Source organism: Pseudomonas sp. NPDC089569, assembly GCF_050280625.1.
Taxonomy (GTDB): Bacteria; Pseudomonadota; Gammaproteobacteria; order Pseudomonadales; family Pseudomonadaceae; genus Aquipseudomonas.
This window is the reverse complement of record NZ_JBNNVQ010000046.1, coordinates 1-20,670: the sequence shown is the minus strand read 5'-3', so window position 1 is coordinate 20,670 and position 20,670 is coordinate 1. Positions and strand designations below refer to the sequence as shown.

Below are 20,670 nucleotides of genomic sequence, written 5' to 3'. Positions count from 1 at the left end.
GCGCGATCAAAATGACTCCATACCTCGTTTCCAGTTTTCAGAAGGCCACACTTAGCGCCTTGATACGCGAATGCTTCGGCTACGACTTCGCTGACATTTTCCTGAAAGATCAGGTCACGTACCTGTTCAATTACCTCCAGGAGCGAGACTGCGTCTCCATGCTTCTGGAGCCTGAGTATATCGATCGCGAGTTCTTGGAAGACTATTCCCGTTACTACGTAAAGCGCTTCGGTAACGACAGCTATGAGTGCGGTCGCATCCACTTCTTCAGCCACGGCATTGACCACGAGCACTTGGATCTGCTGCTCCAAGGGGAACCGAAGGATGGGCTTACCCCAGAGAAGCTGCAGCAACACTACCTGGGATTTATGGTGGTCAAACCGTTAAGCCGCACCTTTGTAGGCAAAACGTGCCTGCAACTCACAGGCGACAAGGGTGTAGGTGACGGCACCAAAAAGAAAATCGCCAAGCGTTACGACGTGAACCTTTTCGGCATCAAGCTGCATGTCGACTCGATCGCTTTCCAGGAACAAGACAAGGTCGTGGCCGCGTGTGCGACCACCGCCATTTGGACGGCACTCCATGCGCTTCCTTGGCGGGACGTTAAACACGTTCCCTCCTGCAGTGAAATCACCATCAATGCCCTGAATTTCGTCGACGGCTCGAACAACGGTTTCCCCAACAAAGAGCTCACCAATAAGCAGATTCAACGCTCCTTGGACGTCGAAGGCCTTCGCTACCACTCGACGCTGCTTCTGGAGCAAACCCTAGAATGGTTCCGGGCCTGCGTGACCTCCTATATCGACAGCGATCTACCCTTGGTGTTGGTGGGTGAAGTGTACTCGCTCATGTCGCCTGCCCAGACTGGGGCCCAAACGGAGGAACAGACTGACGAAGCGGTGCTTACCCTTAAGAGAGTGGGCGGTCATGCGGTCACTGTGCTCGGGTACGATTTCAGGGTCGGCTCGAACCTTCTCTACATTCACGACGATCGGTTAGGGCCTTATGCCCGAGTTGACCTGATAGAACTGAACAATTACGAAACGTTAGGAGAACTACCCAAGCGACGGACAGGCTGGGCGTTAGCATTTCGCCGTACCCCTGACCTAGGCAAGACATGGTTAGATGCCCACGAAATTCTCATCCCAGACGCTTGCATCGTACCCGCAGAAAAGAAGGCTCGTTTGCCCTTTCAATACGCGCACGGCACAGCTGAAGCGATCGCTGAACAAATCGGTCTTTGGACGGAGCCTCTACTGGCCTCTACAGAGAGTCGGCTTGAGCCAGGCCCATTGAGGTTCAACATCAAGCTGTCCTCGATTGCTGAGGTCAGAGAGCATGTGCGCAACCACAAGCTGGAATACTCGGGTGGTGAAACGCTACAAGTCGAAGTCGATGAAGTGGTTTCCTTTACCGCAACAGAGCTGGAAAGGTGGAAGGAGGATCGCATCCGCATCCTGACCAGTCCGATGGCCAGACTGCAGTGGGAAATCGACTTCTTCTGGGGCAACAAAGAAATTTTCAAAGTGCTTCTGGACGCGACAGATATTCCCTTGGGCAATGCGGTGTCTGGCGTGTATGCAAGCGACCCCCTGTATTCTGAGTTGTTCTTCGGTCTGTTCCGTAAAGCAGAGAACAGCGGTGCTGAGACTGATACAACACATTTCTATGGATCGTTTCGCAAGGCGCTTGAGCTGCGCGAACTCGACTATGTCAGCCACCTCAACCAGGCGTACGGCGCACTCCGCGCACCACTAAAGCTTGAACCCAGTGAGGTTGATGCGTCGGGCAAAGGATTGAATGAAACCCTGGAGCATTACTTCGATCCTCAAGAGACGACGCTGGCAGACGTCTTCCCCGGAATTGTCTCAGATCCAGTTATGAAGAACCTGATCTGGGCCATTGGCCGCGATGGCAGCCTGTTCCTTGCGGTGGATATCTCGGAGCCGAAGCTGGGCCACCCCAGCATGACCGGCCTCCAGGCAGCTCGGATCGCGGGCGAGATCTGGTGGACAGAAGAAAATGGGAACGCCATCTGGCATGTCAACTACTCGTCAGGTCGGTACAGCCGCGACTACGCGACTCCTGATAAGTACTTGAAAAACGCCGTACGGAAAATCGCCTCGTTCTTTCAGGACAAGGTCGACTTCGTGGCAAAAGGCCTGAGTCGCCCTCCTCTGGTTGAAGAGCGCATGAGGCGGGAGAAAGAGGAAAGAGAAAGGCTTGAGCTGGATCAAGCATAACGACCTCGAAAGGCAGGCTACGGCCTGCCGGAATACCTTTTTCAGGACAACAAGTACCTCCCGAAATCGCGACCCCATCACCACCAGGGTTAGATCGGTTTTCCATGTGCTACTTCTCCTAGACGTCCATTATCTGATCTGCAATTGCCAACGGGGTGTACTCTTCTGTGTCTAGAACTTTGTCCGCAAAACTTGCATCCTAACGAACACTCTGCTCGTTAGGATGCAGTACGCTCACCTGTTACTCTTCCCTCGCACAGCGTATCTCTCCATCAGAACAGACTCTGGCGCGACGATATGCACGTGCCTCATCGTATCCCCGATCCGCGTCGCATGACGCCCGCCGTTCTGAATCGCCACATTGAAAGCGAAGACTAGGACGCCTTCGGACGCCGTGCTCATCCTATTACTGGCTGCGCTTATACATGGCACGGATCAAGGCGCTCAAGCTGCCGCGAGGAGTGTCGTTAAAAATTACACCGGAGTAATCGTGACATCTTGTACAGCGTGATCGACAGTAAGAGGCCACTGGAGCTGGTGAAGAAGATCGCTCTGAATCTCGATTTTGCTTAACCTGAGGACGGCCCTCAATAGAGGTTGATCAGGGGGTGACCCATCGATCAAGCACCAAGCGCGATTGCTCTGTGTTCAAGGCCCCATCACCATGTCGATTTAGTCATACAATCGCACAGACTCTAAGGTAGAGCCGCATGAGTAAACGCATGCAAAAGATTGAATCACTCTTGGCGGGCCTGCATCCCACTCAAATGCCTTCATTCCTTGGTGCCCTGCAAGCACAGATGGGCCATACCGGCCATGCCTCAACATCTTTGTATCTGCAGGTTCCCGATTCGGCCCCAGAGGGGATGAGTATTGCTCAAGCACAGTTCATCTGGTCACGGGCCACTGAGTTATTCACTGAAGCAGAGCTTATAGAAATGCTCGCAGGCACTCTCCAGGATGCCTCGCCGATGGGCCAGCTCTACAGCGGGAAAGTATCCTCGCTGGACAGCCAACCCTCACAACCTGACGCTTACGGCTCTGCCGTCTTTAGCGTTTTGCGCAAGCTTGCGGCTACGGTTACCGAATTTGAAATCGATGATCGGGGGAGCTGTATCGTGTTGAACAAATCACTCTGGAGCCATTGGACTCATCATCTGTTGTCCATTCTGGTCACTATTGGAGAGGCGCCTGAAAGCCTGCAGGAGCTATTGCTTCAGCAGGATCTAGGATTGTGAGTCATGGAGCTCGTTAAGGCCCCAGCATCGACCTCGACCGCAGGCTAAAATCCAAGCCGCCGCCCCCTTACGAGAGCCAAAAAATGAACTACGTTGAGCAGATTCAGCTTGAAGCCAAACGTGTCTTTGCCAACAAACAAAAAGCGGATGCCTGGCTCAATCAACCTAAGGCCGATTTTGATGACTGCACACCATTGGAGATTGCCCGTGATGAGTCAGGCTATCTCCGCGTCAAAGATGTGCTCGATAGAATCGATCACGGTTACAGCTTCTAACCATCAGAAATCCATGCCAGAAGGCCCTCGATGATTGTGTTTGATCTCAACATGAACGACACCGAGGCTCTCCTTCGCCACGTTGAGGAATTCAGCCCAACGTCAGGCGATGCACGCGAAGATGCCAGGTTAAGAGATGCACTGCTTGAATTACGCGCGGCCCTGCTAACGCACTTGGAAGTCTCAAACGACCAACCTGCTCCATGATCAGGTCGGTACGAGCCAAGTCCCTCACACGCGCGATCATGGTGCTTTATGAAGATCACAAGGCCTATCGAAGGGCAGATCTGGAAACTGGCCGTGGCTACTCTCGGATCGCAAGGACTGGAAGAGCTGGTGGTTGATCTGCTGAAGAGCCACGTGCGCAAGCGCGCGGTGAACATGTATGGATTCTTGCATGTTGAATGGCTTGGTGCGGCAGCCCTTGCCGCCCTGCGCAATGGCCAACGCCGGGCAGGAGCGGAGCTAAGGTTTATGGAAGATGACCCACGCAAAGTCGCGATCCTCCACTGCCATTGCGCCTACCTTTTGCAAGGTATCGTAAAAGCTCTGCCTGTAGAGGCTCTGGATGACGGCTTGCTCGTGTGGCGTCTGCAACTCGATGTAGGAGTCTGATTTAGCGCGCCCTTTTAGACAGACCGTTGGTGGAGCCTTCGCATAGGAATTCATGAAGGCGCCCTGGTCACCGCGAGTAATCAAAACCATATCAGTTGGTCTGGGATGAGCTTGGACAGATTAATCGTGGGAATACCTGATAAACCCGGCCCCCTATGCCCATGACTGCAGAGAGTTTTGGTTTCAAGACAGTCTTAGTCGTCAAGCCGCTGTAGGTATATTCCCCTTAACACTTCGTATGCTTTGGCTACCCACCAAGCGCCGCGTGCGCCAGAGATAACGAGCTCCGTCGATAACCAGCAATGCCACTGCCGTCCAGATTGGAATGTATGTCATCCACTGCCCCGCCCCAATCTGTTCACCCAATGCCAAGGCCACGACAACCATTAATACCGGCTCAACGTACCCTAATAAACCAAACAGGCTGAATGGTAATAGTTTGCCAGCAACGGTGTAGGACATGAACGCGGCTGAGCTCATGATCGCCAACAGCGCAAGCAAAAAATACAGGCTCGGTGCCTGGACGAAAATGTCAGTCGCGGTTTCGTTCCCCATAGCAAAATATGCGGCAGCAGGGAGTGTGAGCAGAATGTCAAACCAAAGACCGCCAAGATGCGCTGTGGCGAGTTTGCGCCGCAATACGAAATACAGAGGAAACCCCAAGGCGACCAAGAGTGTCGGCCATGAAATATGCCCGACCTGATAAAGCTCATTTACCGCCCCCATGGCAGCAAAAATGGCCGCAATTTTTTGCATCGATGTCAGACGGTCATTGTAGAAAAACCTGCCGATCATGAGCATCACAAGTGGCAGAAGGAAATAACCGAGAGAAACATCGAGGCCGTGTCCGTTCAACGGCGCCCACATGAACAGCCATTGCTGCGTACCTAGCAACGCGCTACTCAAGCAAAGCATGACGAGCAATTGAGGTTTCCGGCTAAGGCGCTGCCAGATTGAGTTCACATGCCGCCACTCCCCACTGAAAATCAAAAAAACAGTTATGCAGGGCAACATCAGCACCATACGCCAACCGAAAATTTCTTCTCCATTCAATGGAGAAAGCAAAGTCGCGTAGTAGTACAGAGTGGCAAAAAGACAGGATGATGCAATAGAAAGAACGACACCTTTGAACAAGGGGCCTCCATATAATAATGAGTGTATGGATGATGAGCCGGTCAAATGGCCCAAGGCGGTGTGGGGACAAACTTTGACTCTATCCATTGCTTGAACGCGACGACCACGGCACTCGGAAACTTGGCGGACGGCCTTACCAAGTAAACCCCACCAGCGGTGTCCAATTCCCACTCAGGGAGGACATGCAGCAGCTTACCGGTAGCAATATCACGACTCATCAACCAGTCTCCGGCCCCCAGTATTCCCGCACCCGCGCAGGCCGCCGCAAGTAATGATTCGCTGTCATTGGCCGTTAGGTTTCCTTTAGGTGAAACCGTCTGAAGTACGTTGTCGCGATGGAGTCTCCACTGAGGAAAAGACGCAAGACCGCTAAAGCGAAGGCAATTGTGCTTGATCAAATCCTGCGGAGTTTTGGGCATGCCGTGCAGTCTGATGTAATCAGGCGAGGCGCACAGTATCCGACGATGGTCGCTCAGCTTCCTAGCGATCAACCTGTTATCTTCCAACTCTCCAATCCGAATGGCAGCGTCAAAACCTTCATCAATGATATCGACCAGCCGTTCGTTGTAGTCTGCAAGGATTGAGACATGAGGATAAGCCTTTAGAAATTCAGGCAGCATCGGGCCAAGCCAAAGCCTTCCCATGGCGGCAGGCAATGCCAATCGCAAAGTACCTCGAATTTCACTGGCGCCTTCTGCCGCTTGCTGTTGCGCTTCATTCAACAATTCGATGGCCGAGCGAAGACGCTCTTCCAATTTGGCGCCTGCCTCAGTGATTCGCACCTGTCGGGTTGAACGCTCCACGAGCCGAACGCCGAGACGCTTTTCCATTGCAGCGAGTCGTTTCGAAACGACAGTTGAGTGACGCTGCAGTAACCGGCCAGCCCCAACAAATGAACCTTGCGAGGCAACGGCCAGAAACGCAGCAATTTCATCACTGTGTTGATTGTTCAGAACATCAAGATTCATGGTTTTAGAATGATAGCCCCCGATGAGCGCCCCGACTCCAGATCGGCATGCGCCAATGCTGCGTCCGCCAGCGGGTAGCTTGCCCAGATCCGAGGCTTGATAATACCCGCACCTATCGCTGCCAAAACATCCTGTGCTCGCTCCTGATACTCAGAGGTGCTCGTAGTATGGGCCGCCAATGAAGGGCGCGTCAGGAACAAGGAGCCTTTGGAGTTAAGTGTCGCCAGTTCAACGGCTGAGGGCGCACCTGATGAAGCTCCGAAAGAAACCATCAGTCCTCGTGGTCGCAAGCTATCCAGAGATGCCTGAAAAGAAGCACGCCCTATTGGGTCATAGACGACGTCGACCTTTTTGCCACCGGTGATTCGAGTAACCTCCGACGCCAGGTTACCGGCATCGAATACCAGAACGTCATCGCATCCCAACGCTTGAGCTTTTTCGACACTCGCCGGCTTTGAAACCACGCCAATCACAGTAGCTCCCAAGTGTTTCGCCCACTGCACCATAATTTCACCCAACCCTCCAGCCACACCGTAGAGGAGGATGGTTGTACCCACCCCTACAGGATAGGTGGCTTTCAAAAGGTATTGCGCAGTGATGCCTTTGAACATGACGGCTGCGGCGTCATCAAACGATAGCTCATCAGGAATCTTGACCAATCGTTCGGCAGGATAAAGCCGTGCCGATGCATATGAACCAATAGGGCCAGTGGCATAAGCGACGCGATCCCCTACCCGTACGTTGTTGACGCCTGCACCAACAGCGGCGACGCGCCCTGCACCTTCCAGCCCAAGTCCAGATGGCAATGGAAGGGGCACCGCCCCCTTCCGCTGGGTAACGTCGAGAAAGTTAACGCCTACGGCCACTTGCTCAAGCCAGACCTCGCCGTATCCAGGCGACTGCTCGCTCAGTGTCTCAACTTTCAGTACTTCAGGATTGCCAACTTGGCTAAACTGGATTGCAGAAACCATGGTCATTCCCCTTCAGTGAAACGCTGCCTTCAAATCGCTGGGCCAAGTATGAGAATTGATCTTTTCATGAACAAGTCTGGTTTCCTGCAGGTCATTGATGCACAGTTTGCAGTAATGTCGATTACTAGCTATTGCGCACTATCACGTTTAAACGCAATTTATCCGGGTAATACTTGTCTGTTCAAACGTCCGGGAACAATCTAAAAAGCGCCTGAGCATAACGCCCGGCCTTCATCCCTTAAGAAAAGGAAAATCTTCTTCGAAGTACTCCTGCTGCTCTCTCATCTCTGTTTGGCGACGCTGTGATTCCATTTGGCGCAGATCTACTCTACGAATTTTTCCAGATATAGTCTTGGGCAGCTCCGAAACGAACTCAATTCGACGCACTCGCTTGTAGGGCGCCAAGTGCTCACGCGCAAATGCGAAAATATTTCCAGCCAATTCGGCGTTTCCTGACTCACCATGAGCCAGGATTAAGAACGCCTTCGGTACGGACAAACGTAGCGAGTCTGGACTTGGTACCACAGCTGCTTCCATAACTGCTGGGTGCTCAATGAGAACACTCTCTAATTCGAAGGGGCTGATACGGTAGTCGGAAGACTTGAACACATCGTCGGCTCGGCCAACAAATGTAATGTATCCGTCCGCATCGATCTGCGCTGTATCGCCAGTTCTGTAATACCCACCGCGCATCACTTCAGCTGTTTTCTCCGGGCTATCTTCGTAGCAAAGCATCAGTCCAAGCGGGCCGGTGGCCAGAGGCAAAGCGACCTCACCCTCAGTTGCAGGAAGACCATCAGGGTCAAGCATAGTCACACGATAACCCGGAAGAGGGCGCCCCATGGAGCCGGGCTTGAGCGGCTGACCAGGGGTGTTTCCAATTAGAGCGGTGGTTTCCGACTGGCCGAAGCCGTCGCGCAACATCAGTCCCCAAGCACGCTGGATCTGTTCGATGATCTCCGGGTTAAGTGGTTCACCAGCGCCGACCAGTTGACGCAAGTTAAGTCGATCCTTGTAGCCTTCCAGATCTTCCTGAATCAGCATGCGCCAAACAGTAGGTGGTGCGCATAAGCTAGTCACACCGTACTTTTCCAGAACTTCGAGCAAATTCTTGGCGCTGAAGCGGGCAACATTATGGATGAGGATACAAGCGCCAGCGTTCCAAGGCGCAAATAGACAGCTCCACGCATGCTTGGCCCAACCTGGTGAAGAAATGTTCAGGTGTAAATCGCCCGGCTGCAAGCCGATCCAGTACATTGTACTGAGGTGACCAACCGGGTAGCTTTGGTGGCTATGAAGTACCATCTTCGGCTTGGAGGTCGTGCCAGAGGTGAAGTAAAGCAGCAGTGGGTCAGTCGCCAACGTGCGACCCTCACTCTCAAAATGCCCAAGGTGCTTGTAGGCGGCACTGTAATCTGTCCAACCAAAATTAGCGGCGCCAACACAGATACGGTTACAACCTTCCCCCAAATCGGCGAACTTCTCCAAATGGGCGCTGCCAACCACCAGATGCCGCACATTGCCACGCTCAATGCGATCTCGCAGGTCTTCGGCAGTGAGAAGACCAGTGGCAGGGATGACTACGGCGCCAAGCTTAAATGCCGCTAACATAGTCTCCCACAATGCAACTTCGTTCCCCAACATGAGTAAAATACGGTCGCCGCGCTGAACTCCAAGGGCTCGCAAGTAGTTCGCAACCTTGTTGGATCGTGTCGAAATCTGATGAAAACTGTATCGCTGTTCACTGCCGTCTTCTTCGACTATAGATAAGGCTGGGGCAGAGTTCCCCTTGGCCATGGAGTCGAAGTAATCCAACGCCCAGTTGAACTCACTAAGCTGAGGCCAAAGAAAGCCACGCACGGCGGTTTCATAGTCTGTCCGGTGGGTGATCAGAAAGTCACGGGCAATAAGAAATGGGTGGTTTTTGTTCATAAAAAACTCCATCAGTCGCGAAAAATAAGCTCAGCTTTATAAGCTCATTTATTGATAAGGAATGCGTTACCGATCGTGTCTGAGGAGCCGTGTGCTGGATGGCGAAAAACTTGCGGCAACATAGGAAAGATTCATGATTGGGTACTCTATTATTTTTATTGAGGGTATCGTCATTGAAATTCGTGCTGCGCGCTCGATTATAGTTGGACGATCATTGAATAAGAACGTGTAAATTGACCAAGGCGTTATGCAAAAAAATCATAGGCATTTTCGCTCCATTTACTAACGTCCTACGGAGCTTAACGTAAGCTCAATTTGACATCAGGCGTGTGAGCAGACGATAGATATCAGGCATTAAACACTCCAGGAAATCAAATCTCGCCTGGCTCAACTTAAAGCCAGGCGAAACTAAACTCACTGAGTTGCCTGCAAACCTGAAAGACAGCCCCTACTCCACTTCCGTCCTGCGCTTGTCGAAATGCCACTGATAAACAAGGAACTGGAAGTTTTTAAGGTCGCCTTTTTCGTCAAAGCTGAGGTTTCCGATTGGCGACTCCACTGTTGAGTTGTGGATCGTTTGAGCAACACTGATTGGATCTTCTGTTTTCGCCAACTCGATGCCTTTGGCAATCACCACAATCGCGGAATAGGAAGGGAGCACCAAAGCGCCACTAGGATCCTCTCCCTTCGCTTTGAATGCCTCGACCAAAGCGGAATTGGATGCCTCTCGGTCGTAGATTTTTGGCATTGTTACCAGAAGGCCTTCAGATGCCTCCTTGGCTACCAACGAAATCGCATCATTCCCCACACCCTCGGGCCCAATGAACTTGGCTTTAAGCCCTTTCTCCCGTGATTGGCGCAGTATTAGGCCTAATTCAGGGTAATAACCGCCGTAGTAAACGACATCAACATTGGCTTGCTTAAGCTTTGATATGATTGACGAGAAGTCTTTGTCGCCCGCGTTCAGACCTTCAAACATGGCAACTTTAATGCCTTTCTCGTCCAGAATTTTCCTCACGGCAGTCGCGAGGCCTTCTCCGTATTGCTGCTTATCGTGCAGAACGGCGACACTTTTTGGCTTTAAGAAATCAACAATATAATTACCTGCGGTAGGGCCTTGAGCACTGTCCAGGCCAATGGTACGGAACACCATTTTGTAACCGCGATTGGTGATATCTGGACTCGTAGCGGAAGGTGTGATCATGATCACACCTTCATCTTCGTAAATGTCCGAAGCGGGTTGAGTAGAGCTGGAGCACAGGTGGCCAACGACAAACTTAACACCGTCGTTGACCACCTTATTCGCAACTGCCACGGCTTGCTTTGGATCACAGGCGTCATCGTATTCAACAGCTTCAAGCTTCTTCCCGAGCACTCCACCCTTTGCGTTGATTTGCTCAATCGCCATTTTTGCGCCATTGAATTGCATTTCACCGAATTGAGCGACAGGCCCCGTTTTTGGGCCAGCAATACCGATTTTTATACTGTCAGCTGCTAATGACTGCCCAGCAAATCCTGCAAGCATCATGACAAGAAGGAATTGGGGAGTTTTTTTATAAATATTATTCATAGTGCTCCACTCATGGTGAGGAATATCGAGTCCTTGCCGGCCCATACCGATTGAGTCTTTATTTCTCATTCGACCTGGGTTACTACAAACTCAAGCTTTAGACAGAGCAAAGCGACGCTTAACCCATCTAACGATGAATGCCTGAGGTTTCTGCAAAATAATTGATATTTATAGCGCGACGATTGTAAAAAATTGAACCGACACGTGCTTAGCTTCTAGCCCGTTTGACTCAACCGAATTGCAATCGCCTTGGGCACCGCCTTGTCGACAGAAACTGATTTGAATTTGATGTCAAGCATTAAACTGACCTCCATGCTAACAACGCGCACCGACTGCATTTCAGTTCTAAGCCAAGCATATCCTTAAAAAGGAGTTGCTGGATTAACAATTGGTAGCTCCAGCAACAATGAGTCCTTATTAGAGCCAAAACACCCTTCGTAATTAAGCTCAATTATTGGCATTGCCTGTTTTCAAATCTAATACCCGCCTACTGCGAGAGTTAATGCGCCTCGCCCACAACACCAAGCAGCTGGAGCTAATCCTTGATTTGAAACCTATAGACCATTAAGGAGCTGGCTTCACATCGCATACTTACGGTAAATACCTTGCTCAACTTGTGTTTTTTTTGCAACAAAACTTATGATGTGCCCCCGAGGCGCTTCATGGTTCCTAACAAATAGTCTACGTCCTCCGTGGATGTCATAAAGGATGTGACAAAGCGAACAACACCAGACGACCATCGCCCATGATAAAATTCAAACCCCTCATCGAGCAGCCCTTTAATTAAGCCAGGAGTCAGGCGACAAAATACAATATTCGACTGTACAGCCCCCAATACTTCTACATCTTTAAGTTGAAAAAGACCGTTAACTAAATGTTGTGCCACAGTGTTTGCTTGGCGTGCATTGCGCAACCAAAGATCATTGCTCAAATATGCATCCATTTGCGCTGACATGTACCGCATTTTTGACGACAAATGCCCTGCACGTTTACGCCGAAATCCCATTTCTCTAGCTAATGAAGGGTCGAACAGAACAATGGCTTCTGCCGCTAACACTCCATTTTTGGTAGCACCAAAAGAAAGTGCATCAACACCAAGCTTCCAGGTCATCTCAGCTGGAGAACAATCTAGATAAACTAGGGCATTGGCAAAGCGAGAACCATCCATATGCAACCGTAAGGAGGACGACTTACAGACTTCTCCGATTGCAGCGATTTCACTCAGGGTGTAGATACTACCTACTTCTGTAGCCTGAGTAATGCTTACGCATGAAGGCTGCGTAACATGTACATTACCTGCTTTATCCCCCCCTATTTTCTGACGTAAATGACTGGAATCTATTTTTGCCGATGGCCCATCAACCGTGATTATCTTGGCACCATTGGTGAAAAATTCTGGAGCTCCACATTCGTCGTTATTGATGTGGCTGTCCGCGTGGCAATAAATATTTCCCCAAGGCGGGGTCAACAAGCTCAAGCTTAAAGCGTTTGCGGCCGTCCCGGTAGGCACCAAAAACACCTCGACTTCGCGCTCGAAAAGCTCACTGAATTTTTCTTCGATCCGAGCCGTATATACATCGTTACCGTAGGGGGCTGCTTGGCCCACATTGCACCGGACAATGGCATCCATTACTTCCGGCGATACATCCGCAATATTATCACTAGTAAACCCAAGAGCGGGCTTCTTCAGATTCGAGTTCAGACCTTCGTTCACAGGTAACCCTCCTGGATGCAAGGAGGCCCTCCTCCTCAACATCGAAGCATGTTAACGAATAGAAGTTGGCGATCATTGTAAAAAATTGATCACCAGGGACTATGCTCAGTTTTTTGTCAACCGTAGCTAATGCGCTCCTTTAGATTATTCACATAGTCACCAAAACTCTTTACGGATAAATTTTACACCGACACCGCATCACACAGGCCAATAACCAGCTTCTAGGACTCGATAGAGAGTTCGCACCGTTTTTTTCCATCACAGGCTACTGACTTTGAGAGTGCCAAAGCGTACTGGATCCTGGCCACCATACAGCTTTAATAAGCTTCTAAGATTCTCGTAGAGAAGCTTGGACTTTTTTAACCCCTTAAGCTTTTACCTCATTCGCCGTTGCCCTATAACAATAATCAAAAGTAAAAAAACCACAAACCAAGGAAGCAACGCCATTTCATTAAACATCGATCGCCACCTACATAACACTCAATCGCCGTTTAGCCCGCGCTCAACTCTCAGTTAACGCGGGCCGGCGCCATCAAAAACTACAACTTCATTAACACCGTTTTAAGCTCGGTATAATGCTCAATGGCCGCAGCGCCCATCTCCCGACCGATACCTGACATCTTGTAACCGCCAAACGAAAGAGCGGGATCTAATGCACTGTGACAATTGACCCATACCGAACCAGATTTAATCTGCGGAATAATTCGATGAACTTCGCGTAAGTTATTCGACCAAACACTTGCCCCTAAGCCATAAGGACTATCATTGGCCAAGCGAACCACTTCATCAACATCATCAAATGGCATTGCTACCAAAACAGGGCCAAATATTTCTTCTTGAACCAAACGATGCCTTTGATTAACGTCCATCAGCACAGTCGGTTTTACAAAATAACCTGGGCCGAATCCCTCGCCACCGCAGGCAACTGAGGCACCCAACTCGCGCCCTAGTTCGATATAACCAGAAACTCGCTCCTTTTGCTTGGCCGAAACCAAAGGCCCCATTTCTACCGAAGAATCAAGACCATTGCCAAGTTTCATTTTATTGGCGATAGCTACAATATCGGCAATGACCTCATCAAAGTGCTTGCGATGTACATATAATCGGGAGCCCGCGCAGCAAACTTGCCCTTGGTTGAAAAAAATGGCGGACGCTGCACCCGCTGCCGCGTCCTGTAGGTTCGCATCCGGCAGAATGATAGTCGGGGATTTCCCTCCAAGTTCGAGGGTAACTCTCGTCATATTATCCATAGCCGATTTACCAATCAGCTTCCCGACCTCCGTAGACCCAGTAAAGGTGAGCTTGTCTACACCTGGGTGGCGACTCAGCGCAGCCCCAGCTTCTAGACCTGACCCCGTAATTACATTGAAGACACCAGCAGGATAGCCTGCCTCTTCAACTAGCTCAGCGAGTTTCAATGCGGTGAGGGGAGTTTCGTCGGCTGGCTTTAGAATTACAGTGCATCCAGTAGCCAAGGCTGGCCCCAGCTTCCAACAGGCAAGCATTAACGGGAAGTTCCAAGCAACGATAGCACCGACAACACCAACAGCCTCCCGGCGGGTGAAGGCATGGAAATACTCTTCTGGCATCAGTGGCAAAGATGGTTCAATCGTACTTCCTTCTATCTTGGTAGCCCAGCCGGCCATATATCGAAGAAAGTCGATGGAAAGCTGAACGTCCACTGCTTCAGCGACATTCGCGCTCTTGCCATTGTTGAGACACTCCAGTTCTGCAAGTTCTCGTCTGTCACGCTGCATCAGGTCGGCAAGTCGCAGAAGAAGGTTTTGTCGTTCGCGTGGTCGCATACGCGACCACGCTGAGTCGTCGAACGCCCTTCGTGCAACCTGAACCGCACGATCTACATCGAAGGCGTCAGCCGCCGGTACTTCGCCCAGAATCTCGCCGGTGGCTGGGTTTCTGAAATTTATAGTTCGCCCACTGGTAGCGTCCGTCCAGTCAGTGCCGATGCGCATTCTAAGTTTACGACTAATGAATGCGCGAGTAGAAGGTAAAATTGGAAAATCGAAGTTCATTTTTGAGCACCTTCAGTTGCCAAATGCGAATATTAAAATATATAAACTACACGTTATAGCCGTGCACATGCCCGACTCCAAAACTATTGAAATCGGCGGCCAGGTGCAGCAGAGCTCACAACACTGAAGAAATTATACATTCCAAGGGCATATCGACGTATCTGACAATGCCCTCAGGCAACTCGCTACTTAGCGATCATCGAGAGACCTTGTTGAATAAAAAGAAGATCAGCGCCGATAATTTTCATAGGAAAATCTTGACGCTTAACTGCCGCCTCTGAATTTAGGCAAAATATACCCATACACCTACCCGAGGACTCACAGGCTTGCTTGATAATATCAATGGCCTCTTCGAGCTCAAGTCGATCATCAGTCGATGCCTCTTGTAGACTTAACGCAAGGTCAAATGGCCCGACAAATATCGCGTCAATACCTGGAGTATTTGCAATCTCTACCGCATTATTGACTCCTGCCAGCGTCTCGATTTGAACAATCACACAGGTTCGTTGATGCGCGACTTGGGTATCGGTAAGAAGTGACTCGCCATAACTCGACCCCCTACAAATTCCTACACCACGTGCCCCACGAGGTGAATAGTAAGCGGCGCGCACTACCGCTTCGGCTTCGGCAGCACTTTCTATACGTGGCACCACAACTCCTTCGGCACCAGCATCCAATGCCCATCCAACCCACCCAGATTTGGCATCAGGAATCCGTACTAATACTGTATTTTCTCGTTCCCCTGCGCGAATCATATTCTCCATGGTCTCTCTGCCGATTGACGCGTGCTCGGCATCAATGCAAATGAAGTCCATCTCGCTATTGGCACACGCTTCTATTGCCGCAGCATGTGGTATAGAAACGAAAGTGCCTGTGACAGGTCTGCGGGCATTAAGTTTGGCTTTGAGATTTTCATTGTTTGTAGTCATCACAAATTCAACCTTATCAATGATCAATTTTTTTTGGAATTGTGGGATAGGATGTGTCCCAAAGATTCCGCAACATAATCTATATTTTTAGTCGTTAAGCCAGCTATGCAAATTCGACCAGAGCCTACCAAATAGATACCGCGCTCATTTTTAAGCCAGTCGATTTGCTGGGTAGACAAGCCTGTAAAACTAAACATCCCACTCTGCCGGAGAAGATATTTAATCTGATCAGGATCAGCATATGGCAACAGACGTTCATAAAGACTGTATCTCATAGATTGAATTCGATTTTTCATCGAATCCAACTCTGTGAGCCATAGTTCTTTCAAAACCCCATCGCCCAATATACTAGAGATCACACGCGCACCATGCGTAGGCGGACTGGAATAGCTCTGTCGAACCGTCGCTTTAAGCTGGCCTGTTACCTTTTCCGCTTGCAAGGAGTTCGGACACACCACGCTTAAACTGCCGACGCGCTCACCATACATTGAAAAATTTTTGGAAAATGAGTTCGCCAGCAAGAAACCAACTTCGAAGTCAATCAACGTTCGGATGGCTATTGCGTCTTCCTCCACTGACTTGGAGAATCCTTGATAGGCCATGTCCAAAAAGAATATCAGCCCTTTTTCTTTTGCAAGCTTGCTTAACTCCCTCCACTGCCCTTCGCTAAGTTCTGCACCTGTTGGGTTATGTGCAGAAGCATGAAGCACCACTACGCTATCTTTACTTAGAGAGGACAACAGTCCGTACATAGCATCGAATTTTACCCCGCCAGTAGCGAAATCATAAAATGGATATCGATGCACCCTATATCCTGCTGCCGCAAAAATATCGCAATGAGTTTCCCAGGTATAATCGCTCACCCAAACATCACGACAATTCAGGCTATGACTTAAGAAGTCAGCGCCGATACGTAGAGCCCCCGTCGCGCCGACTGTCTGGATAGTTGAAATCCGCTCGCTCTGATTGGCCTCACTTCCGTCACCAAACAGAAAACCTTGAACCATCGACCGATAAACACCCATGCCTTCCATCGGCAGGTAAGAGCGACTACCAAAATTTTGAGAAATTCGGCTTTCAGCAACACGAACTGCTTCCATATACGGAATATTGCCATCTTCATCGCAGTACACGCCGACACTCAGGCTAACTTTATTTTGTCTAACGTCTTTCTGAAAGTTCTCAAAAAGCGTATAGATTGGATCGCCTGCATATGGCTTAACGTTAGAAAACATCTTAAATCCCCTATCTTTAAAGCGATGATTCGACAACACCGTTAGTGGAGGCTGCTTTTTTCCGATATTTGAAGAAGTAGACAAGGCTCAGGAATGCGATAAATGGCACGCCGTACGTTAACGTTGGCTCAAAGTCTTTAAAAAACGCAGTACTGATCATCAATGCAAGCATCAGCCCCAACCCAAGCAAGTTAAAATACGGATAACCTTTAACTTTAAAAGGCAATTTAATACCTTTTCGAGCGATCTCTTTTCTAAAGAAAATATGAGTAATGAAAATCATCGACCAAACAAACATGAAGGCAAACATCACTAATGCCATCATCCAAATGAATGCATGTTCCGGCCAGAGGGCCGTGGTAGCAATGCCGATAATTGCACCCACACTTGATACGATCAGCGAGAGAACTGGAACTCCCCGCTCGTTCACAACACTGAATTTTTTGGGCGCATAGCCGCTTCGTGAAAGGCTGAACATGATACGGCTGGTGATATAAATTTCACTATTCATCGCTGAAAGTGCCGCGATCAGCAGAATGAAATTTAGAACGGTTGCAGTACCTGGAATGCCGATGATTTCCATCACCTTAACGAAAGGACTTCCATCGACCCCTGCCTTTTGCCATGGCACAATCGCGAGCATCAACGCAATTGAGACGAGATAAAAAAGCACTAACCTTATAATGGTTCCTTTGAACGCTGACGCAATGGCACGGTGGGGATCTTTTGCTTCCCCTGCAGCGATCGCAACCATCTCAATGCTTGTATAGCTAAACACTGCAACTAATGTGGCATTCCAAACACCAGCGATTCCCTTGGAAAAAAAACCTCCATCGGAAACATAATTACTAAACCCAACACCCGGAACATCCCTGAAAAAAATTATATAGCCAGCGATACCAATGAAGGCGAGGATTGCAGCTACCTTTATTGATGAAAATAGGTATTCAATCGAGCCAAAGGCTTTAACGTTGATTCCGTTTAACCCAATTAACATTATGCCGAGCACTGCACCTGCTATTCCAGGCTGCAGATTCACGAACCAATAACGAGCAAACATATCGACTGCACTTATCTCTAGCCCAATACCTAATACCAGGCCGGCCCAGTAAGTATAACGAACTAAAAATCCTGCCCATGGGCCGATGTACTTTTCGGCGCATACGCCAAACGACCCTGCCATCGGATGAAGCACCGTCATTTCCGCGAGACAAGCAATGAGCATCATCGATATCACTGCCCCGATCGCAAAACTCAAAAGGACTGCTGGCCCTGCCAAGTTTGTAGCGTAACCGCTCCCTAGAAATAAGCCCGTCCCAATCGCCCCTCCAATGGCTATCATGCTGATTTGACTACCCGATAAACTCCGGTGCAAACCGCCCTCTTGGGATTCGATGCTATTACTCGTCATATTAGACAACCTTTTGTGGTTATTATTAGTGCAATTGCAGGTAACGCGGACTGAAGTCTATAATCGTGTCAACGGCAAAAGGTAGAGCCATCCATCAAATTTGCGAAACATGCATAAACTCACCGTTTCGATAGGACAAAAGGAATAACCCATGCGTGAAGAGCTAGACTCGATTGATTACGCGGTGCTGAGAGAACTGCAAAAGGAAGGCCGTCTTACGACGTCAGAATTGGCACCTAGAGTTAATCTTTCCCAATCACCCTGTTGGCGACGAGTTAATAAACTAGAGACGCTAGGGGTCATTGGCGGTTACCACGCTGAAATAAACAGAAAAAAAGTGGATCTAGGTTTTCTGGCATTCGTAATGATCACACTAGACTACCAATCTACTGACAAAGTAAAAAACTTCGAAGCCGCCGTAATCAAAATACCAGAAGTTGTAATGTTCCATTGTTTATCCGGAACTGAAGACTACATTCTCGTCGTTGTCGCAAAAGACATCGAATGCTACACAGAAATTTTGCACGGCAAGCTTCATGGCTTACCCGGCGTGAGTCGATTACACAGCCATATTTCACTTAAGGAAATCAAAGGCAGAATTGCAGATGTGCCACTACCTTGAAAGAGAGGCATTTGCTGACGTACGTAAAAAATCAGCAACACCAAAGCCAACATGATGAGCTCCGGCAGCTTTCGAATTGGCAGCCTCTCTATTGGCCGGAACACAGGTCAAAACGTTCCAGTGTCGTCGCTCAACCAACGCATATACCAAGCCGGCCAAAAGACGATGTTGATAGTCCAGACGCTGCGGATAAATTCAGGCACATGACTTTTTGTCACTGCACCTGTTGACGTCCAACAAGTTTGCCCTGCCGCCTGTACAGAATGGGTACCAGGCCGTGGCGATCGGGTCGCTAGACTACTAGTCTCAGTAACCAACTGCCCAGATCATCTTCGCCAATTGACCTGCTAGCTCTTTTTCCACCACCTTGATCTGCTCGTCAAGGTAGACGACGTGTTCGTACAGTCACTGGAATAGTGAACTGAATGAACAACTCATGCCCACTCAGGACAGTCGCAAAACACTTGGGAGGCGCACATTGTCCTTCCGTTCAATTTTTTACAAGCCATCCTTGTTTCGGTCTTTTATGCTTATTCGTTGCAATGCTTTAGACCAATAGTTTATGACGCGCCGCCATTGACACCGGACAAAATCATACAGCCTTAAACAGAGCACACAAATCACCAGCCGCTATAGATTAACAACCCCTTTCAAAACCCAATCCGACAATCCATCATAGAATAAAATCAGAGAGGCACAAATATGACCAAACCAACAAACTCTATAATCCGGCCAAACCAGAGAGCTAGCGACATTTTCTACTTAATTATTTCGATCATCACCGGGCTCCTGGCAGGCAGCGTCGTCTCGTCTAAAATATCCCTGCTCGCAGGATTCCCATTTGCGCTATTTTCAACGGCGATTTGTTTTTTCCTATGGCGCAAGCGCGGATAAAGATCTGTCACGTTCTCAACACGTTGATAATTCCACTTCCCCTTCAACCATAAAATTCAAACTGGTGATTCTTTTATTGTCCGAGCTAGCACTACCGAGATCAACAACACCCCCAAAACCACCAGAGCCACATTGACGGAGAAGCTTGCTATAAATCCGACGACAATTAGCTTCAACCAAGCCAACCAAACGACTCTTAAAGTTACAGGAATATGCCCAAGCTGCGGCAACTCCAAGAGTCTTCGATCCACTCTATTGACTAGTCCGCACATATAGCTGCCAGCACTTACGATCAGTGAAGCGATTCGAAGCACGCCCGAGGATAGACTATTGATTATTGAGGGCATTGATTATTCCCCTAAAAAGATAACGCGACGTGAAATTTACTATTAACTTATCCAGCGCACATATGATGGTCGTGTTTTAGTTCTTAAAGAATGAGCCCAGTATCAAAGGCTCAATCTTTTGAACACGGACTATGCGAGCATTTCAAAATCGATGCTTATCCACCAAGATAAGCATCGCGCACTTTCGGGTCGGTCAGCAGGGCTTCACCGGTGCCTTGCATCACCACCCGGCCGTTTTCCAGCACATACGCACGGTCGGCGATTTTCAGCGCCTGGTTGGCGTTTTGCTCGACCAGGAACACGGTCACACCGTCCGTGCGCAGCTGTTCGATGATGTCGAAGATCTGCTGGATGATGATCGGTGCCAGGCCCAACGACGGCTCGTCGAGCAGCAACAGCTTGGGCTTGCTCATCAGCGCACGGCCAATGGCAAGCATTTGCTGCTCGCCGCCGGACATGGTGCCACCGCGTTGGTTGAAGCGCTCTTTCAGCCGAGGGAAAAGTCCAAGAACCTTGTCCATCTGTTCCTGATAGTCGCA

The 20,670-nt window shown here is 49.6% G+C and carries 16 protein-coding genes and 1 pseudogene; 6 read left to right on the top strand and 11 right to left on the bottom strand.

Annotation, left to right across the window (positions count from 1 at the left end; genetic code table 11):
- Positions 1–11: 11 nt before the first annotated feature.
- The 5 genes and pseudogenes from ACQKP2_RS18435 (at position 12) to ACQKP2_RS18415 (ending at position 4,371) form a co-directional block, all read left to right on the top strand.
- On the top strand, positions 12–2,243 hold the full coding sequence (locus tag ACQKP2_RS18435; RefSeq protein WP_427578448.1) for a hypothetical protein: 2,232 nt from the start codon (positions 12–14) through the stop codon (positions 2,241–2,243).
- A gap of 361 nt (positions 2,244–2,604) precedes the next feature.
- Positions 2,605–2,816: pseudogene (locus ACQKP2_RS18430) on the top strand (hypothetical protein).
- A 137-nt stretch (positions 2,817–2,953) separates the two neighbouring features.
- Positions 2,954–3,481, top strand: a complete 528-nt coding sequence (locus ACQKP2_RS18425) for a hypothetical protein (protein WP_427578446.1) — start codon at positions 2,954–2,956, stop codon at positions 3,479–3,481.
- Positions 3,482–3,564: 83 nt separating this feature from the next.
- Positions 3,565–3,756: an antitoxin Xre/MbcA/ParS toxin-binding domain-containing protein gene (locus ACQKP2_RS18420; RefSeq protein WP_427578444.1), complete on the top strand. Its 192-nt coding sequence runs from the start codon at positions 3,565–3,567 to the stop codon at positions 3,754–3,756.
- A 255-nt stretch (positions 3,757–4,011) separates the two neighbouring features.
- The gene (locus ACQKP2_RS18415; RefSeq protein ID WP_427578442.1) at positions 4,012–4,371 is read left to right on the top strand and encodes a hypothetical protein; all 360 of its coding nucleotides are present in this window, start codon (positions 4,012–4,014) and stop codon (positions 4,369–4,371) included.
- A gap of 201 nt (positions 4,372–4,572) precedes the next feature.
- Here ACQKP2_RS18415 and rarD read toward each other — a convergent pair whose 3' ends face one another.
- From rarD to ACQKP2_RS18365, 10 genes are all read right to left on the bottom strand, one after another.
- A complete protein-coding gene (gene rarD / locus ACQKP2_RS18410) occupies positions 4,573–5,505 on the bottom strand; it encodes an EamA family transporter RarD (protein WP_427578441.1) in 933 nt (310 codons plus the stop codon).
- A gap of 41 nt (positions 5,506–5,546) precedes the next feature.
- Positions 5,547–6,473, bottom strand: coding sequence for a LysR substrate-binding domain-containing protein (locus tag ACQKP2_RS18405; protein WP_427578440.1), 927 nt, complete (start codon positions 6,471–6,473; stop codon positions 5,547–5,549).
- A complete protein-coding gene (locus tag ACQKP2_RS18400; protein WP_427578439.1) occupies positions 6,470–7,444 on the bottom strand; it encodes a quinone oxidoreductase family protein in 975 nt (324 codons plus the stop codon). The genes ACQKP2_RS18405 and ACQKP2_RS18400 overlap by 4 nt, the downstream gene beginning before the upstream one ends.
- Positions 7,445–7,675: 231 nt before the next feature.
- Positions 7,676–9,376: an AMP-binding protein gene (locus ACQKP2_RS18395; RefSeq protein ID WP_427578438.1), complete on the bottom strand. Its 1,701-nt coding sequence runs from the start codon at positions 9,374–9,376 to the stop codon at positions 7,676–7,678.
- Positions 9,377–9,824: 448 nt separating this feature from the next.
- Complete coding sequence (locus tag ACQKP2_RS18390) at positions 9,825–10,946, bottom strand: branched-chain amino acid ABC transporter substrate-binding protein (RefSeq protein WP_427578437.1); 1,122 nt, start codon at positions 10,944–10,946, stop codon at positions 9,825–9,827.
- 637 nt (positions 10,947–11,583) lie between these two features.
- Positions 11,584–12,660 (bottom strand): threonine aldolase family protein, encoded by a 1,077-nt coding sequence (locus ACQKP2_RS18385; RefSeq protein ID WP_427578436.1) that lies wholly within the window; start codon positions 12,658–12,660, stop codon positions 11,584–11,586.
- 539 nt (positions 12,661–13,199) lie between these two features.
- On the bottom strand, positions 13,200–14,693 hold the full coding sequence (locus ACQKP2_RS18380) for an aldehyde dehydrogenase family protein (RefSeq protein ID WP_427578435.1): 1,494 nt from the start codon (positions 14,691–14,693) through the stop codon (positions 13,200–13,202).
- A gap of 185 nt (positions 14,694–14,878) precedes the next feature.
- Positions 14,879–15,622 (bottom strand): HpcH/HpaI aldolase family protein, encoded by a 744-nt coding sequence (locus tag ACQKP2_RS18375; RefSeq protein ID WP_427578434.1) that lies wholly within the window; start codon positions 15,620–15,622, stop codon positions 14,879–14,881.
- Positions 15,623–15,645: 23 nt separating this feature from the next.
- Positions 15,646–16,857: an aromatic amino acid transaminase gene (locus tag ACQKP2_RS18370; RefSeq protein ID WP_427578432.1), complete on the bottom strand. Its 1,212-nt coding sequence runs from the start codon at positions 16,855–16,857 to the stop codon at positions 15,646–15,648.
- A gap of 16 nt (positions 16,858–16,873) precedes the next feature.
- Positions 16,874–18,268 carry an amino acid permease gene (locus ACQKP2_RS18365; protein ID WP_427578431.1) on the bottom strand — a complete coding sequence of 465 codons (1,395 nt, stop codon included), beginning with the start codon at positions 18,266–18,268 and terminating at the stop codon, positions 16,874–16,876.
- A 151-nt stretch (positions 18,269–18,419) separates the two neighbouring features.
- Here ACQKP2_RS18365 and ACQKP2_RS18360 point away from each other — a divergent pair, with 151 nt between their 5' ends.
- A complete protein-coding gene (locus tag ACQKP2_RS18360; RefSeq protein WP_427578429.1) occupies positions 18,420–18,890 on the top strand; it encodes an Lrp/AsnC family transcriptional regulator in 471 nt (156 codons plus the stop codon).
- A 1,396-nt stretch (positions 18,891–20,286) separates the two neighbouring features.
- On the opposite strand, the gene ACQKP2_RS18355 is transcribed toward ACQKP2_RS18360, so the two are convergent.
- On the bottom strand, positions 20,287–20,670 hold a 384-nt coding region (locus ACQKP2_RS18355), incomplete at its 5' end, for an ABC transporter ATP-binding protein (protein ID WP_427578427.1).

Bases quoted from the DNA above. Each gene is read 5' to 3' on its own strand.
- ACQKP2_RS18415 (WP_427578442.1), top strand. From the start codon at position 4,012: ATGAAGATCACAAGGCCTATCGAAGGGCAGATCTGGAAACTGGCCGTG.
- ACQKP2_RS18375 (WP_427578434.1), bottom strand. From the start codon at position 15,622: ATGACTACAAACAATGAAAATCTCAAAGCCAAACTTAATGCCCGCAGA.
- ACQKP2_RS18360 (WP_427578429.1), top strand. From the start codon at position 18,420: ATGCGTGAAGAGCTAGACTCGATTGATTACGCGGTGCTGAGAGAACTG.
- ACQKP2_RS18370 (WP_427578432.1), bottom strand. From the start codon at position 16,857: ATGTTTTCTAACGTTAAGCCATATGCAGGCGATCCAATCTATACGCTT.
- ACQKP2_RS18390 (WP_427578437.1), bottom strand. From the start codon at position 10,946: ATGAATAATATTTATAAAAAAACTCCCCAATTCCTTCTTGTCATGATG.
- ACQKP2_RS18380 (WP_427578435.1), bottom strand. From the start codon at position 14,693: ATGAACTTCGATTTTCCAATTTTACCTTCTACTCGCGCATTCATTAGT.
- ACQKP2_RS18365 (WP_427578431.1), bottom strand. From the start codon at position 18,268: ATGACGAGTAATAGCATCGAATCCCAAGAGGGCGGTTTGCACCGGAGT.
- ACQKP2_RS18425 (WP_427578446.1), top strand. From the start codon at position 2,954: ATGAGTAAACGCATGCAAAAGATTGAATCACTCTTGGCGGGCCTGCAT.
- ACQKP2_RS18400 (WP_427578439.1), bottom strand. From the start codon at position 7,444: ATGGTTTCTGCAATCCAGTTTAGCCAAGTTGGCAATCCTGAAGTACTG.
- ACQKP2_RS18435 (WP_427578448.1), top strand. From the start codon at position 12: ATGACTCCATACCTCGTTTCCAGTTTTCAGAAGGCCACACTTAGCGCC.
- ACQKP2_RS18405 (WP_427578440.1), bottom strand. From the start codon at position 6,473: ATGAATCTTGATGTTCTGAACAATCAACACAGTGATGAAATTGCTGCG.
- ACQKP2_RS18420 (WP_427578444.1), top strand. From the start codon at position 3,565: ATGAACTACGTTGAGCAGATTCAGCTTGAAGCCAAACGTGTCTTTGCC.
- ACQKP2_RS18395 (WP_427578438.1), bottom strand. From the start codon at position 9,376: ATGAACAAAAACCACCCATTTCTTATTGCCCGTGACTTTCTGATCACC.